Raw genomic sequence first — 14,900 nt, forward strand, 5'->3', positions numbered from 1 at the left:
CACCAGCGATAGATGGGAACCAAGCAAACGATCGCAATCAATACAATCAGTGCCAAATATAGGGCATAACCCAACCAATCCCCTACAACTCCACTTAAGATATATAAACCACCGCTTATTGTTGCCATAATGGCAACCTGAAAAGTGAAATCTGTTCCTGCAAACGCTTTTCGACTGTATTGCATCACCAAAGTCAGCATAACCACTAAAAGCATCGCTGATACCGCATCTTCCAGTGCATTGATCAGATACACAATAAGATTAGGAATCTGGATGTTCTGCTCAAAAGCAAATGCTAAACCTGCATATGCGAAAAGTGTTAAAATTTTGCAATAAGAAAATATCATCAGCAAGGTTGGTCGTGTATATCGCTTAAGTAAATAACCTGCGATAACTGCTCCACACAATGCCGCAAATGCACCGAACATGGTGATATAGACACCAATCTGAGTAAAGTTCAGTCCTATATCGACCATAAGGGGTTTTAATAAAGGACCACTCAAACCATCCGCAATTTTAAAACTGATCAGTACCCACAACCAGCAACGTAACTCAGGCGACTGCGTAAAATGCTTAATATAGTCTTTCAATGCAAATTGCGTTGGGGTTGGTTGCGATGCATGATTTATTCGGGTTTGTTCATTGTTATAAGACCAGACAGGAATGGTATTGACGAGTACCAGCAAAGCCAGACCGAGAAAAGTCATTTGCCAACTAAACCAATCCAGAGCCCAAAGCAAAACGCCTCCACCCACAATAAACCCAAGACGTGAACCAATCACCTGAAAGGTATTGCCCCAATGTTGTTGATCTGTTTTCAGCAGATTCACTGCCAATGCATCAGTGGCAATATCCTGTGTCGCTCCAGTTAAATTCAAGCAAAGCAGCAGTACAAAAAATAAAAATAGGGAATCTGTTTGGCTGAGTGACTCAATCGGATAAAAAGATAACGTCACTAAAATAAGCACACTAAAAATCTGAGTCGGTAAAATCCAGCTTCGATAATGTCCTATTTTAGCGCTACCAAACCGATCGACTAAGGGTGCCCAAAGAATCTTGATTGACCACGGCAACATCAGTAAACCAAACCCACCAATGTGCGCCAAAGAGACTCCCTGCGATCTTAAAATCACAGGCAAAGCATGGGTCATGAAACCAACAGGTAATCCCTGCGCCCAATACAATGAAAATAATAAGACATATAAGCGCACAGGATTGAGCATCCTTTTCCCTTTGCAAAAAAGTTGAGCAGTAAAGTCTACATTTTGCCAATGTCAGTTCAATTTCAAAAGCCTATGATCATAAAAAAGGATTTTTATAGTGATAAATATATGCCACATTTTCCAGAATTACCTGATCAAGTCCCGCATCGTGGTACACCTTTGAGCCGAGCATTATTTAAAACCCTTTTTTTAGCGCAAGGCTGGAGCATTGAAGGTGAATTTCCAAATTTAAGTAAAGCTGTTGCGATTATTGCGCCACATACCTCGAATATTGATGCATGGTATGGTTTCTTGGCGATTGGTGGACTAGGCATTAAGATTACTGTGTTGGGTAAAGATAGCCTCTTTAAACCGCCCTTTCAGCCTTTTTTTAAATGGGCTGGCTTGATTCCTGTGAAACGTGATCGCATCAATGGATTAACTGCACAAGTGGTGGAGTTTATTCAACAGCAAGATCAAATTTGGGTCGGTATGGCGCCTGAAGGCACTCGAAAAAAAGCAGAAAAAATTAAAAGTGGTTTTTATCAAATCGCTTTAAAAGCACACATTCCAATTGTCATTTTTGCATTTGATTTCGACCATAAAATTATTCATAGCTTGGGCGTGTTTGATCCAACAGGTCACTATGAACAAGATTTGGATCAGATGATGCAGCGATTTGCAGGAAAATTCTCACCACATACCCCAGACTGGCTCTCATTACCTTTACAAAATCTAGTCAAAAAACGCTAGTATTCAGGTCTCAAATCTGTTGAGATGTGCGCATCTTTTTGACCATTTTTTTGCTATTTTAACTGAAAATGAAAGTTGCACATTTTGCCTTGATTGGCACCCTCAGCCTTGCACTATTTGGCTGTGATAAAACCGTTAAAACTCCGACTCAAACTACTCCCCTCAAAGCCCGAGAACCTGTGATTGCCTTGGCACTTGGCGGTGGTGGTGCGAAAGGATTTGCACATATTGGGGTGATTAAAGTTTTAGAATCTCATGGGATCAAGCCTAAAATCGTGACAGGAACCAGTGCTGGAAGTTTTGTTGGCAGTATTTATGCGAGTGGTCAAACGCCTTACCAAATGCAGAGTCTTGCGCTGAAGTTACAGGAATCTGATCTGCGCGATCTTACCCTCAATCGTCAAGGCATTATTTTAGGTCAAAAATTACAGGATTATGTGAATACTCAAGTCGGAAATAAACCGATTGAAAAGTTCCCGATTCGTTTTGCCGCTGTTGCTACTCGTCTGGACAATGGTCAAAAAGCCGATTTTATTAAAGGTAATGCAGGTCAGGCCGTTCGCGCATCGTGTAGTATTCCCAATGTCTTTGTACCTGCAACGATTGGGAATGTAAAATATGTCGATGGTGGTCTAGTCAGCCCAATTCCAGTTAAAACGGCCAAAGATATGGGTGCAGATATTGTCATTGCTGTCGATATTTCTGCACGTCCAACAGGTGCGGGCGCTGGCAATATGCTGGGGCTTTTGGATCAGACCATTAATATTATGGGTCAGCAAAGTATTAGCACTGAGCTCAATCAGGCCAATGTCGTCATTCAGCCTAAAGTTGGCAATTTAGGCGTACTGGATTTGAAATCGAGCAATCAGGCCATTTTGGAAGGTGAAAAAGCGGCACAGCTCAAAATTAAACAGATTCAAGGCGTCATTAATGCCTTTAAACAATCTCCTGCCGCACTCAAACCTGCACCACGTCCAAAATTTTAAAGCTTGTTCATCTTAGACTTCTTTCATCAATCCCTTTGATTTCTCGCTAAGAGAGAAAAATAAAGAAAGTCTAAAGAGTGATAAAAAAAAGCCATTCTCAAGGGTATTTGACTCTGATTTAAATACCCTACACCCCATCAACTAGAAAGCATTTTTTTGATTTTTATATTCATTTCGCTATTTTAATATTCATCCTTGCCCAGTTCTGTTACATTGATAACTGATGATTTTTTCATCTTTGACATAAGTAATATGAGCAACGCTATGGAATTAGTTTTAGAACCCTGGCATTGGTTTGTTTTAGGTATCATCCTCATGCTATCTGAGTTGATTTTGCCTGCCTTTGCCGCCCTTTGGTTTGGTATTGCCGCCATTATCGTCGGTGCTTTATTGTGGCTTTTCCCCATCATGAGTTTAAACATACAAATTGTGATGTGGATCATCTTGTCTATTCTTTGCACGATTCTATGGTTTAAATTTATTAAGCCACTTTCAATTGATAAAACCAAAGCCGGATTATCCCGCGAAGCCACCATTGGTCAAATTGGAATGGTGATTCAGGTTGGTTTAACTCATGATCAGGTCGTGGTGCGTTTTGCCTTGCCCGTATTGGGTGCTGATGAATGGAATTGCCGTAGCCTCTCACCTGTACAGGTGGGTGATCGTGTACGTGTAGTCGATATTATGGGCAATGATCTGGTTGTTCAATTACATAAATCTCAAGAAACATAAGAGGATTTTTTATGCCAGTCGGTACGATTATTGGTTTAGCCTTTCTCATTTTTGTGGGAGTGACCATTTTTAAAGGGGTGCGTATTGTTCCTCAGGGCTATAAATGGATTGTTCAGCGTCTAGGAAAATATCACGCAACACTTAGTCCTGGACTAAATTTTGTGATTCCCTATGTCGATGAAGTCGCTTATAAAGTCACGACCAAAGACATTGTCTTAGATATTCCTTCGCAGGAAGTCATTACTCGCGATAACGCGGTTTTGGTCATGAATGCCGTGGCTTATATTAATTTAACCACGCCTGAAAAGGCGGTGTATGGTATTGAGAACTATACATGGGCAATTCAAAATCTGGTTCAGACCTCGCTACGTTCTATCGTCGGTGAGATGGATCTGGATGATGCATTATCCTCGCGTGATCATATTAAAGCTAAGCTTAAAGCTGCCATTTCAGATGATATTTCAGACTGGGGCATTACCTTAAAAACCGTCGAAATTCAGGATATTCAACCGTCAACAACAATGCAGGCGGCGATGGAAGCGCAAGCCGCAGCAGAACGTCAACGTCGTGCAACCGTCACTCGTGCAGATGGTGAAAAACAAGCGGCGATTTTAGAAGCCGATGGTCGTCTGGAAGCTTCGCGTCGTGATGCTGAAGCTCAGGTGGTCTTGGCTGAGGCTTCGCAAAAAGCCATTGAAATGGTCACTTCGGCAGTCGGTGAACAGGAAATTCCTGTGGCTTATTTGTTGGGCGAACAATATATCAAGGCCATGCAGGATTTGGCGAAATCCAATAATGCCAAAACGGTGGTACTCCCTGCCGATATTCTCAATACTATTCGCGGTGTGATGGGACGAAATCCGTCATAATCCCCAAAATATGCCTCAACACGTGCAATTTTTTTGAAAAGAATTGCACGTTAAAATCCTGAAAATTAGTTTTTTCTCGATAATACAAACTGTGCAATTTCCAGCAAATCTTTGGCAGATTCACCAAAATAATCCAAAGCAGCGAGCGCTTGTTGCTGTAAAGATTGGGCATATTGTTGTGCTTGTTCTAAACCCATCAGTGCAGGATAAGTTGACTTTTCTACCTGTTCATCTTTACCTGCGGTTTTACCCAATGTTTCGGTAGTGGAAATAATATCCAGTACATCATCATGCACCTGAAAAGCTAGCCCAATGTTTTGCCCAAATTGACGCAACTGAGGAATGGCTTGATCTGTGCCTGAAAATGCGGTGACAGCACCCATCATGATCGCAGCTTGAATCAATGCCCCTGTTTTATTGCGATGGATGGTCTCAAGTTGATCTTGATCGATTGCTTGTCCTTCTGCCTGTAAGTCCATGACTTGACCACTGACCATTTTAGAACTAGCAGTTGCCAAGATTTGGACTTGTTTTAGTACAACTGTACTATCCACACTTGCCTGTTGGTCAAATAAGCGACTGGTCAAAACTTCAAATGCCATCGACTGTAAAATATCTCCCGCGAGTAAGGCGGTGTCTTCCCCAAAGGCCACATGACAAGTCGGCTGCCCACGGCGTAATAAATCATTGTCCATACATGGCAGATCATCATGAACCAATGAGTAACAATGAATAAATTCCACCGCAACCGCAGCACGACGTGCCGCAGCAAAATTTGAATGTTCACTGAGTGATGCTGCTGCATAACACAATGCTGGACGCACACGTTTTCCACCTAACATTACAGCGTGATAAACGGCTGACTTCAAAGGTTCAGCCAAAGAAAAAGCATCTAAGGCCAATTTTAAATCTTGCTGAATACGCTCTTGTGCCGCAAATAATGCATTGGCATTTACTGGTGAAATCGATGTCACGACAGCCTCTGATGAAACAAAAAATAAGAGATCTTTACACGCCCAAGCGCGATCTGATGAGTTGCCCACAAAGATAACATATTCATATCAGGCTTAAACTTTTTTCATCAACTAAAATGTGACAGATGTATCTGTTTTACATAAAATTTAAACTTGATAAAACCTTAATCAAAATTTTATGCAATGGATCATTCTAATGAAATGCTTTTATTCTTTTCTTGGACTTTGACATTCTTGATCGCAAAACGTAAACGCGATTCAATTTCAGAAAATGAACTAGATTCTTGAAATGAAGGTTTGTAAATCGCAACCGTTGCAGTAAGGCGATCATGAACTCCTTCTTCAAAAAAATATGCAGCATCATAAATTGCAATGCGCAAACGCTCTGCCAATGTATAAGCCGTAAGTTCTGAAGCGTTAGGCATAACAATGACAAATTGAGCAGAATTTAGTCGATACAGCATACTTTCTTTGGGATTTAAATAACTTTGTAAAAGTTCTGCAATTTCTTTTAAAACAATGTCTCCCTGACTATAGCTATACGTCTGATTGAATTTTTTAAAATCATCCAGATCAAACATCAAGGCATAAAAAGGGGTCTTTTTTTGCTCGGATTGAGTTTCACTTAACCATTGTTCCAGTGCCAAGCGATTGGCAGCACCAGTAATCGCATCAACATACAGATATTCCTGTAAACGTAGATTATTAAGTTCGAGTACTCGCTCTCGGCGTTTTAATTTAGTCACTTCCGCCCAAACCGTCATCAACGCGATAATTTGCTCATTATCGTTTTTTAAGGCTCGGCAATACGTATTATAAAAATGACCCTTTACATAGAGTTCTTTTTCATAATGTCCGTCATTATGCTCAAATTGTTCAAGTATAGCGGATATTTCAGATTCAATATTGTCAATAAAGCTATTGATCGACTTGCCTTGCATATATAAAGCATCACTAGCATAGATATCGGCAAATAACTGATTGACCTTTAGAAAAATGCCATCACTACTTAAAATAAATGCAGGAACAGGTAATTTATCCAATAAAGACAGAGTGGGTACTGAACTTTGTATAGATTCCTTGGAGATTAGAGGTGTCAACGTACGTAATTGTTGCTGCCCCAAAATAAACACCGTTTCTAAATCATTATCATTAAGCATATTTGCAATTATATTTTCCCACCAGAAGGACATTGTACTCAAAATTTCTTCAAAATATGCAATAAAATCCACTCATTTAATTATTTTAATGATCTAATTCTCACAAATAAATTAGACTTCTTTCATAAGTCCCTTTTACTTCTGCCTATGCAAGAAAATCACGAGAGTTTAAACAAGGATTAAAGAAGTGTATTTAAGATAATCTTAAAATAAATCGCCTTTTGCGTTACATAGAATTCAAAAGCCTCATTTTAACGCGCTAAATTCAAACTTAATATCAATTCTCTTTACTCAACGATAAAGTCCTGTATAGCTTATTTAATCTATATCGGGACTTTATGTCGAAATTAACTCATACTGCTTATTGCAGCAGATGAGCTGCTTTTAAAAGCATGTTTTTATTAGAAACTATCTGATGGAACGCGTACCCAGCCTTCCATTAATACACGCGCACTGCGACTCATGATGGCCTTTTTCACTACCCATTTTTCACCCTGTTGTTCGGCTTGCGCTCCTACTCTTAAGCTGCCTGATGGATGCCCAAAACGTACAGCTTCTCGTGCACCGCCCCCTGCCGCAAGATTGACCAAAGTTCCAGGAATAGCAGCAGCAGTTCCTATGGCAACAGCTGCCGTGCCCATCATGGCGTGATGTAATTTACCCATAGATAATGCACGTACCAATAAATCAACATCTTGTGCTTGAACCGTTTTACCGCTTGAAGATTGATAAGTACTTGCAGGAGCGACAAATGCAATTTTTGGCGTATGTTGGCGCGCTGCGGCTTGACTCACATCTGAAATCAAACCCATTTGAACTGCACCATAGGCACGAATTTTTTCAAAACGTGTCAAGGCTTGAGCATCACTATTAATCGCATCCTGCAATTCCGTGCCGGTATAACCCAAATCGTGAGCATTTAAGAAAATTGTAGGAATACCTGCATTGATAAAAGTGGCTTGAAAACTTCCAACTTCTGGTACATCAAGCGTATCTACGACATTTCCTGTCGGAAACATGTCGCCGCCCTCTTCGCCATCATCAGCAGGATCAAGAAATTCAATTTGTACTTCTGCTGCGGGGAAAGTCACTCCATCTAATTCAAAATCACCTGTTTCCTGAACCTGACTATTGGTGATAGGAACATGTGCAATGATAGTTTTTTCAATATTTTTTTGCCAGATTCTCACTGTACAGATACCATTTTCAGGAATACGGCTCGGATCGACCAAGCCATGACTAATCGCAAAAGAACCGACCGCAGCAGTTAAATTGCCACAATTTCCACTCCAATCCACAAAAGGCTGGTCAATGGATACTTGTCCAAATAAATAATCAACATCATGCTCTGGCTGCGTACTTTTGCTCAAAATGACGGTTTTACTGGTACTGGATGTTGCACCTCCCATGCCATCAATTTGTTTTCCATAAGGATCTGGACTTCCAATCACTCGGAGCAACAATTGATCACGCGCCTGTCCAGCCACTTGTGCAGATTCAGGTAAGTCATCCAGTTTAAAGAAAACGCCTTTACTGGTTCCACCACGCATATAAGTTGCTGGAATTTTAATTTGTGGTTGCGAACTCATGATCCGTTATCCTTTTCATTTATTTTTTGCTTAAGACAAAAATGTAACATGACTAATTTCATACATCATATAAGTAAAAAAAGCCAATATATGAATCTCTAGACTTAAGTCTAGAAATTTATTTTCTTACAGCAGGGTATGTTTTCTCAATGACCCAAATCCTGACGAAACGATTTAAAATGTCCATGCATTGATCGAAATCAAGATAAATTCGACTATTAAGTTCAACTAAAGTTGATCGCTTTTTTTATAGTCAGGCTAGGCTAAAATCACTTGATCTATTAGAATGTCCCACTTATTCACGGTCGAGCGAAGTCCTTTGAACAACGATTCTTCAAAACTTCAGCGGGGGTTAAAAAACCGTCATATCCAATTGATTGCCATGGGAGGCGCAATTGGTACAGGTTTATTTCTTGGTTCCGCACAAGTTATTCAATCTGCTGGTCCCTCTATTATCCTAGGTTATGCCATTGGTGGTTTGATTGCTTTTCTCATCATGCGCCAACTTGGTGAAATGATTGTAGAAGAACCTGTTGCGGGTTCATTTAGCCATTTTGCTAATAAATATTGGGGCAAGTTTCCTGGCTTTTTAGCAGGCTGGAACTACTGGATTCTTTATGTTCTGGTGGCTATGACTGAACTAACAGCAGTCGCTAAGTATATTAATTACTGGTGGCCTCATATTCCGTCATGGGTTTCTGTATTGTTTTTCTTTGTGGTGATCACGGCAATCAACTTAACCAATGTTAAATTTTATGGTGAATCCGAGTTTTGGCTCGCCATCATTAAAGTCGTTGCAGTGATTTCAATGATCATTTTTGGTCTGTATCTGTTGTTTACAGCAGGTCCAGATTCAACTGCATCATTTAGTAATCTATGGACACATGGTGGATTTTTCCCTAATGGGTTTGATGGCTTATTTTATATGTTGGCATTTCTCATGTTTGCCTTTGGCGGCATTGAATTGATCGGAATGGCAGCAGCAGAGGCAGATGATCCTAAGAAAACTATTCCTAAAGCGATCAATCAAGTCGTGATTCGTATCCTGATTTTCTATGTGGGTTCATTGACTATTTTGCTTTCTCTAGTGCCATGGAATCAGTTGGATTTAGGCGGTCTGGATAAAAGCCCATTTGTGATGATCTTTAGTCAATTGGGAATTGGCTGGGCAGCTCATCTACTGAATTTCATTATTTTGACTGCGGCTTTATCGGTTTATAACAGTGGGATGTATGCCAATAGTCGGATGCTCTATGGTCTAGCGCAGCAAGGCAATGCACCAGCCGTGTTTAAAAAGGTGAATAAAGAAGGCGTTCCTATTCCAGCCGTTTTATTGTCTGCGGTGTTGATTTTCGGTTGTGTATTATTGAACTATTTTGTTCCAGAAGATGCACTTGGTCACTTGATGTATGTCGTTGTGGGTGCTTTGGTTCTAAATTGGGCGATGATCAGTCTAACCCATTTAAAATTCAGATCTGCAATGAAAACATTGCATCACAAAGTATCCTTCCCTGCGCTTTGGTCTCCTGTGAGTAACTATATCGTTCTTCTGTTTATTGCGGTTGTACTCTATATCATGTGGACACAAGGATTTAAGGAATCAGTGATTATGATTCCGATCTGGATTGTGCTGATGTATGTTTTATATAAGTTATTAAATTCTAAGCCCTCTGCTTCTGAATAAAATCACGATATTACTTGTTAAAAAAGTTTGACTTTTTTTGATGAAAGCCAGTTACGCAAGTAACTGGCTTTTTGCTTTATTAGACTTCTTTCATCATTGTCTAAAATTCTTTATTGTTCAAAGCTTCTCTATTTTTCTCGCAGAGGAAGGAGTAAAAGGAACTGATGAAAGAAGTCTATTCTAATTTCTAATTTGGAGCCAACATTCCCGCACTTGGGGTGTGGTCTCTGATTATTATTGAGCTCTATCCATTTAGGATCAATACATCTTATTTACAAATATTTCGCCAGTTTATAGTAAGAAATTTCTATTCGATTTTAGTCAATCGCGGTATTTTGAAGATAATTCAAACCTATTTGCATTCATAACACTTGTATTAAGACAGGTGCTAAGACAGCTGTTTCATGTTTTTAAATGACTTTAGAGCCGAACAATAAAAGCCCGAACTTTAACTCATAAAAAAGCGCGTTAATTACGCGCTTTTTTGTTGGCTCTGCTCATTGATTAATTGTCTAATCTGATCAGATGTCGCCAATGGATATTCCAATGGGAACATATGTCCGCCTTTAACTACCGTATATGGAATACTTAATGTTTTTTTGGCTTTTTGAGGAAAACCTCGTTTTAGAAAATCACTTCTTTCTCCAACCACCAAATGTACAGGGACATGTGGAGAATGACGCGGTGTTAACCACCACCAAGATGGATTCTGTCGGAAGATTTCAACTTCATCTGCCTTAGGAATGGTCAGCGTCACACCACCGCGCGCAGGATCTGGACTTAAGCCATACTGAATATAAGCCTCGAAACATTCTGGATCAAAATGCTGATAAAAACCCTTAGGACGCAATAATTCAGCGGCTTGCTCTTTCGATGCCCAATGATCCCGACGTCGTGAAGACAAACCAGCAGGTGTCATTTTATCCACTTGCTTTGGACTGATCAGCTTTGCCATATGAAAAGCAAAGGAGTATTTACCCAAAATCAACGGCGGATCTAGCATGATCACTTGAGAAAACAATTCTGGACGTTGATAGCAAGCCATCAAGGTTAACACTGAACCCAGAGAATGTCCTAGACCAATCACTTTGCGACCTTGCGCCTGTTGCACAATACTATCAACAATTTGCTCAACCAGATGCGGCCAATGATTGGTAATCGGATAACGCTTATCTGGCCCGATCAAAGGCACATAAATGATGTCATAGTCATCTTTAAGTGCATCAAAAAGTTTTTGATAGACTTTGGACGGCACGCCATTGGCGTGCGCAAAGTGAATTATTGGTTTATCAGATATCATATTTACGAACTCAATTACTTGAATTGCGCCTGCTGTTCCGTCTGCAATTGCTGAGAAATCGACTGGCTAATTCCCTGACCTATTTGTGATCCCATACGTCCAAGCAAAGACTCAAATGGACTACGTTCAATGGTATAGTTTACTTTAGTATCAAGTTTTAGCTCACGCATCAAACTATCTATGTTACCTGTACGGTCAGCAATACCGAGTTTAATCGCTTGTTCACCTGTCCAGAATAAACCTGAGAAGATCGCAGGATCATCTGTTTTCAGGCGTTTACCGCGACCTTGTTTCACTGCATCGATAAAGTGTTGATGCACATTATCCAATAATGCCTGAATATGTTCACGCTGCTGCGGATTAATCGGTTTGGTCATGCTCAGAATGTCTTTATTTGAACCTGAAGTCATGGTGCGGTCTTCAATACCTAACTTTTGAGCAAGCCCACTTATGCCGTAATTCGGCATAATTACCCCGATCGACCCGACCAGACTTGAAGGGTTGACAATAATTTCATCTGCCGCCGACGCGATATAGTAAGCACCAGAAGCTCCCATATCACCAATCACTGCATAGACTTTCTTGTCGGTATGCTGTTGTTTTAAATATCGAATTTGTTGCCAAATTTCATCAGACTGCACAGGTGATCCACCTGGAGAGTTGATATTTAACACTACAGCTTGACTTGATTTTGACTCAAATGCTCGTTTCAGTGCTTTATTGGTATCTTCGCTGTTGACGGACTGGTTACCTGAATCAATCGTACCAATAATATTCACGACCGCCAGATGCGGACTTGAACTTGAAGTCGTTGTACTACTTTCTACACTAGAACACCCACGACCCAAAACAACGATAATGAAAATTAAGTAAAGAAAGGTGAGAAGTTTGAAAAATATTCCCCAACGTCTGGCTCGACGTTGTTCTTCTACAGAGGCAAGAACCGCTTTTTCCAAAATTTGCCATTCCTGTCCAGCCTTATTATTGCTATTCGATGGTTCATTTTGTGGTTTTGGTGGCCAATCGGACATAAAAAACAACCCAAAAAGTTAAAATCTCTGCCATTATATACACTGAATCGGTAAAAACTATTTAATCGATAGGATTTCACTTATAATATTTTTGTCCGATGATTTTTTCCTTACTTTATTCAACACTTTTTGATAATGACGACACCTGATACTCATAGCTTCAATTACCGTCTTTTAAGGTTCGTTAGCCGACAGCCTATTCAATTTTCACGTTTTATTGCGCGTATGCTCGCAGGATTAGTCAACACTTTAAAAATTACCAAAACGTCTAGAACCATTCAGCTAAACCTACAAATCGCTTTACCTTATTTGACTGAAGATGAACGTGATCAGATTACACAACAAGCCATTCGTAATGAACTCACTTCATATTTTGAGTTCTTTAGTGTTTGGGGTTCGTCTAATCAGAAAAATATTTCTCGTATTCAAAATATTACAGGTGAGCATTATTTCCACGAAGCCTTAGCCGAAAATAAAGGCTTGGTTTTAATTGTTCCACATTTTGGTACATGGGAAGTGATGAATGCATGGTGTGCACAATTTACAGCCATGACCATTTTATATAAACCTGTTAAAAATGCAGATGCAGATGTATTTGTCCGTGAAGCAAGAAGCCGAGAACAGGCAAATCTGGTTCCCACTGATGAAAGTGGTGTTCGTCAGATTTTTAAAGCCTTGAAGAAAGGTGGAACGACAGTGATTTTACCCGATCACTCCCCACACGTAGGTGGAGAAATGGTCGATTATTTTGGTATTCCACTTGCATCAAGTAACCTAAGTTCAAAACTCATTCAAAAAACCAAAGCCAAGGCACTTCTTCTGTACGCGATTCGAAATGAAAGTGATGGTTTTGACATGTTTATCGAACCGATTGATCCTGCAATCTATGAAGGATCAGATACACATGGCACCTTGGTCATTCATCACGCCATTGAAAATCTAATTCGTCGATATCCTCAACATTATCATTGGAGTTATAAGCGCTTTAAAGCGAATCCTGAACTCGACAATGTTTATACGCTAGAGAATGAAGCTGCTTTGAAAAAAGTAGAACAAGTCCGTGAACAAGCCAAAAAACTTAATATGACTTGTACAGATTCAGCCACTTAACTGTATTTCGATATTGTTCCAGTTTTACTTCATGATCTTCCACCTTAAACGTGATCGTTCCTGACTGGATCGTGGTATAAAGCGGAATATGTAAAGCATCTAATCTAGATAATGTCTCTAAACTCGGATGTCCATAACGATTGGTATATCCAACGGATGCAACCGCGATTTTAGGCTGATAATGTTTTAAAAAATCATAAGATGAGCTGTGCTTGCTACCATGATGCCCCAGCACCAAAACATCAACTTTTAAGTCGGGATACTTTTGAAAAATTTGATATTCGGTCTCCCAGCCAGCATCGCCCATAATTAAAAATCGACGTAAACCATTCGCCTTTAATAGCTCCAGATAGACCACGCAAGAATATTCATTTCGGTTGTATTGAATTGTTTGATCATCAACAGGTTCTGGAGAGAGTATTTGTAAGCGTATCTCTGGGGTCTGCCATGTTTGACCCGTATAACATCTGGAAAAAGAAGTGCCTGTTTGTAACGATAATGTGGGCTGTGGTAGGGTTTCATTGGCCATTAAATGCTTGACTCTGGTTTGCTGCAAAACAGCAGCAAGCGCTCCACTATGATCCTGATCCAAATGAGAAAGTAAAATACGATCAAGTTGTGCAACCCCTTGAGATTTTAAATAAGGAACCACAACATTTTGACCAATACTAAATTTGCTTTCATCATAATAACCGCCCGTATCAATCAGCATACGCAGAGATGCATCTTGTACAAAAACAGACTGCCCTTGCCCTACATCAATCACCGATATCTGTGTATCCCGTTTAATCCATGCCAATAAAAATATGGGGCAAATACATAACACTGCCCATGACTTTGGAATACCACCGCTAGGTAAAAATAACAACACAATACCGAGACTAAAACTGAGTAAAAGCATGGGAGTTAAAGCAAATGCATACAGCTCAGGCTGAAAAAGATAATCCAGACCGTTTAAAATAAAAAATAAAAGACTTATTAATAAGTCATTAATATGAAAAAGTAGCTGTCCCAAAGACGGAATGATCAAGGAGATACAAGCTGCAATAATGCCCAGTGGCACGATCACCCCACCTAAAAATGGGATCACAATCAGATTGGCAATCGGTGCGATCCAAGACAGCTGTTTAAAAAATATAAGCACCAGTGGACATAAAGCAATAAAAATTTTCCATTGCGATTGAACCAATATTTTGCTGTTTTTCCAGATCTTTTGCCTTAGATTAGGTACTGAATCTGACTGATGCTGCATGGATTGATAAATATTCAACAAAATAAAACAAGCACCATAAGATAACCAAAAAGCAGCCGATAAAATACTCAATGGATCAATCCATACACTGAAACTGGCGGTATATAACAGCAAATTAAACGGTCGAATTTCATGTTTAAAGATTAAGAATAAACTGGCAATCATGGTGAATAATAAGGTGCGTAATGCTGGAATTTCAAAGCCCACAAATGCAGTATAAATAAAGACACAACCACAAAATGGCACAATCATTAAAAT

The 14,900-nt window shown here is 39.8% G+C and carries 13 protein-coding genes; 6 read left to right on the forward strand and 7 right to left on the reverse strand.

Features of this window, described 5'->3' with window-relative positions:
• Positions 1–1,223: MFS transporter (locus JR005_RS00840; RefSeq protein ID WP_218665402.1), on the reverse strand; the 1,223-nt coding region annotated here is incomplete at its 3' end.
• Between the two features lie 108 nt (positions 1,224–1,331).
• Here JR005_RS00840 and JR005_RS00845 point away from each other — a divergent pair.
• The 4 genes from JR005_RS00845 to JR005_RS00860 all read left to right on the forward strand — a co-directional run bounded on the left by JR005_RS00845 (position 1,332) and on the right by JR005_RS00860 (position 4,542).
• Complete coding sequence (locus tag JR005_RS00845) at positions 1,332–1,955, forward strand: 1-acyl-sn-glycerol-3-phosphate acyltransferase (protein ID WP_218665403.1); 624 nt, start codon at positions 1,332–1,334, stop codon at positions 1,953–1,955.
• Positions 1,956–2,023: 68 nt separating this feature from the next.
• Complete coding sequence (locus JR005_RS00850) at positions 2,024–2,941, forward strand: patatin-like phospholipase family protein (protein WP_218665404.1); 918 nt, start codon at positions 2,024–2,026, stop codon at positions 2,939–2,941.
• Between the two features lie 264 nt (positions 2,942–3,205).
• Entirely contained in the window at positions 3,206–3,673 is a 468-nt protein-coding gene (locus JR005_RS00855; RefSeq protein WP_218665405.1) for an NfeD family protein, read from the forward strand.
• An 11-nt stretch (positions 3,674–3,684) separates the two neighbouring features.
• Positions 3,685–4,542, forward strand: a complete 858-nt coding sequence (locus JR005_RS00860; protein ID WP_004990430.1) for an SPFH domain-containing protein — start codon at positions 3,685–3,687, stop codon at positions 4,540–4,542.
• Between the two features lie 65 nt (positions 4,543–4,607).
• On the opposite strand, the gene JR005_RS00865 is transcribed toward JR005_RS00860, so the two are convergent.
• From JR005_RS00865 to prpF, 3 genes are all read right to left on the reverse strand, one after another.
• Entirely contained in the window at positions 4,608–5,516 is a 909-nt protein-coding gene (locus JR005_RS00865) for a polyprenyl synthetase family protein (RefSeq protein ID WP_218665406.1), read from the reverse strand.
• A 188-nt stretch (positions 5,517–5,704) separates the two neighbouring features.
• Positions 5,705–6,676, reverse strand: coding sequence for a sensor domain-containing diguanylate cyclase (locus JR005_RS00870; protein ID WP_228731726.1), 972 nt, complete (start codon positions 6,674–6,676; stop codon positions 5,705–5,707).
• A gap of 401 nt (positions 6,677–7,077) precedes the next feature.
• Entirely contained in the window at positions 7,078–8,265 is a 1,188-nt protein-coding gene (gene prpF / locus JR005_RS00875; RefSeq protein ID WP_004990436.1) for a 2-methylaconitate cis-trans isomerase PrpF, read from the reverse strand.
• Between the two features lie 319 nt (positions 8,266–8,584).
• Here prpF and JR005_RS00880 point away from each other — a divergent pair, with 319 nt between their 5' ends.
• Positions 8,585–9,949 (forward strand): amino acid permease, encoded by a 1,365-nt coding sequence (locus tag JR005_RS00880; RefSeq protein WP_005003150.1) that lies wholly within the window; start codon positions 8,585–8,587, stop codon positions 9,947–9,949.
• A gap of 472 nt (positions 9,950–10,421) precedes the next feature.
• On the opposite strand, the gene JR005_RS00885 is transcribed toward JR005_RS00880, so the two are convergent.
• Both JR005_RS00885 and sppA read right to left on the reverse strand, forming a co-directional pair.
• Positions 10,422–11,246 (reverse strand): alpha/beta fold hydrolase, encoded by an 825-nt coding sequence (locus JR005_RS00885; RefSeq protein ID WP_026039882.1) that lies wholly within the window; start codon positions 11,244–11,246, stop codon positions 10,422–10,424.
• Between the two features lie 17 nt (positions 11,247–11,263).
• On the reverse strand, positions 11,264–12,280 hold the full coding sequence (sppA, locus tag JR005_RS00890; protein WP_004990442.1) for a signal peptide peptidase SppA: 1,017 nt from the start codon (positions 12,278–12,280) through the stop codon (positions 11,264–11,266).
• 135 nt (positions 12,281–12,415) lie between these two features.
• Between sppA and JR005_RS00895 the strand changes: the two genes are divergently transcribed.
• Entirely contained in the window at positions 12,416–13,390 is a 975-nt protein-coding gene (locus JR005_RS00895) for a lysophospholipid acyltransferase family protein (RefSeq protein WP_034699658.1), read from the forward strand.
• Here the strand turns inward: JR005_RS00895 and JR005_RS14330 are convergent.
• Positions 13,359–14,900 (reverse strand): DNA internalization-related competence protein ComEC/Rec2 (locus JR005_RS14330; protein WP_228731727.1); only part of this gene is annotated, 1,542 nt, incomplete at its 5' end. The genes JR005_RS00895 and JR005_RS14330 overlap by 32 nt on opposite strands.

Origin of the sequence: Acinetobacter sp. Colony158 (assembly GCF_019264745.1) — a bacterium.
In the GTDB taxonomy this organism is placed as follows: Bacteria; Pseudomonadota; Gammaproteobacteria; order Pseudomonadales; family Moraxellaceae; genus Acinetobacter; species Acinetobacter ursingii.

Coding starts and splice junctions, on each gene's coding strand:
- sppA (WP_004990442.1), bottom strand. CDS start 12,280: ATGTCCGATTGGCCACCAAAACCACAAAATGAACCATCGAATAGCAAT.
- JR005_RS00895 (WP_034699658.1), top strand. CDS start 12,416: ATGACGACACCTGATACTCATAGCTTCAATTACCGTCTTTTAAGGTTC.
- JR005_RS00855 (WP_218665405.1), top strand. CDS start 3,206: ATGGAATTAGTTTTAGAACCCTGGCATTGGTTTGTTTTAGGTATCATC.
- JR005_RS00870 (WP_228731726.1), bottom strand. CDS start 6,676: ATGCTTAATGATAATGATTTAGAAACGGTGTTTATTTTGGGGCAGCAA.
- JR005_RS00860 (WP_004990430.1), top strand. CDS start 3,685: ATGCCAGTCGGTACGATTATTGGTTTAGCCTTTCTCATTTTTGTGGGA.
- JR005_RS00845 (WP_218665403.1), top strand. CDS start 1,332: ATGCCACATTTTCCAGAATTACCTGATCAAGTCCCGCATCGTGGTACA.
- JR005_RS00850 (WP_218665404.1), top strand. CDS start 2,024: ATGAAAGTTGCACATTTTGCCTTGATTGGCACCCTCAGCCTTGCACTA.
- prpF (WP_004990436.1), bottom strand. CDS start 8,265: ATGAGTTCGCAACCACAAATTAAAATTCCAGCAACTTATATGCGTGGT.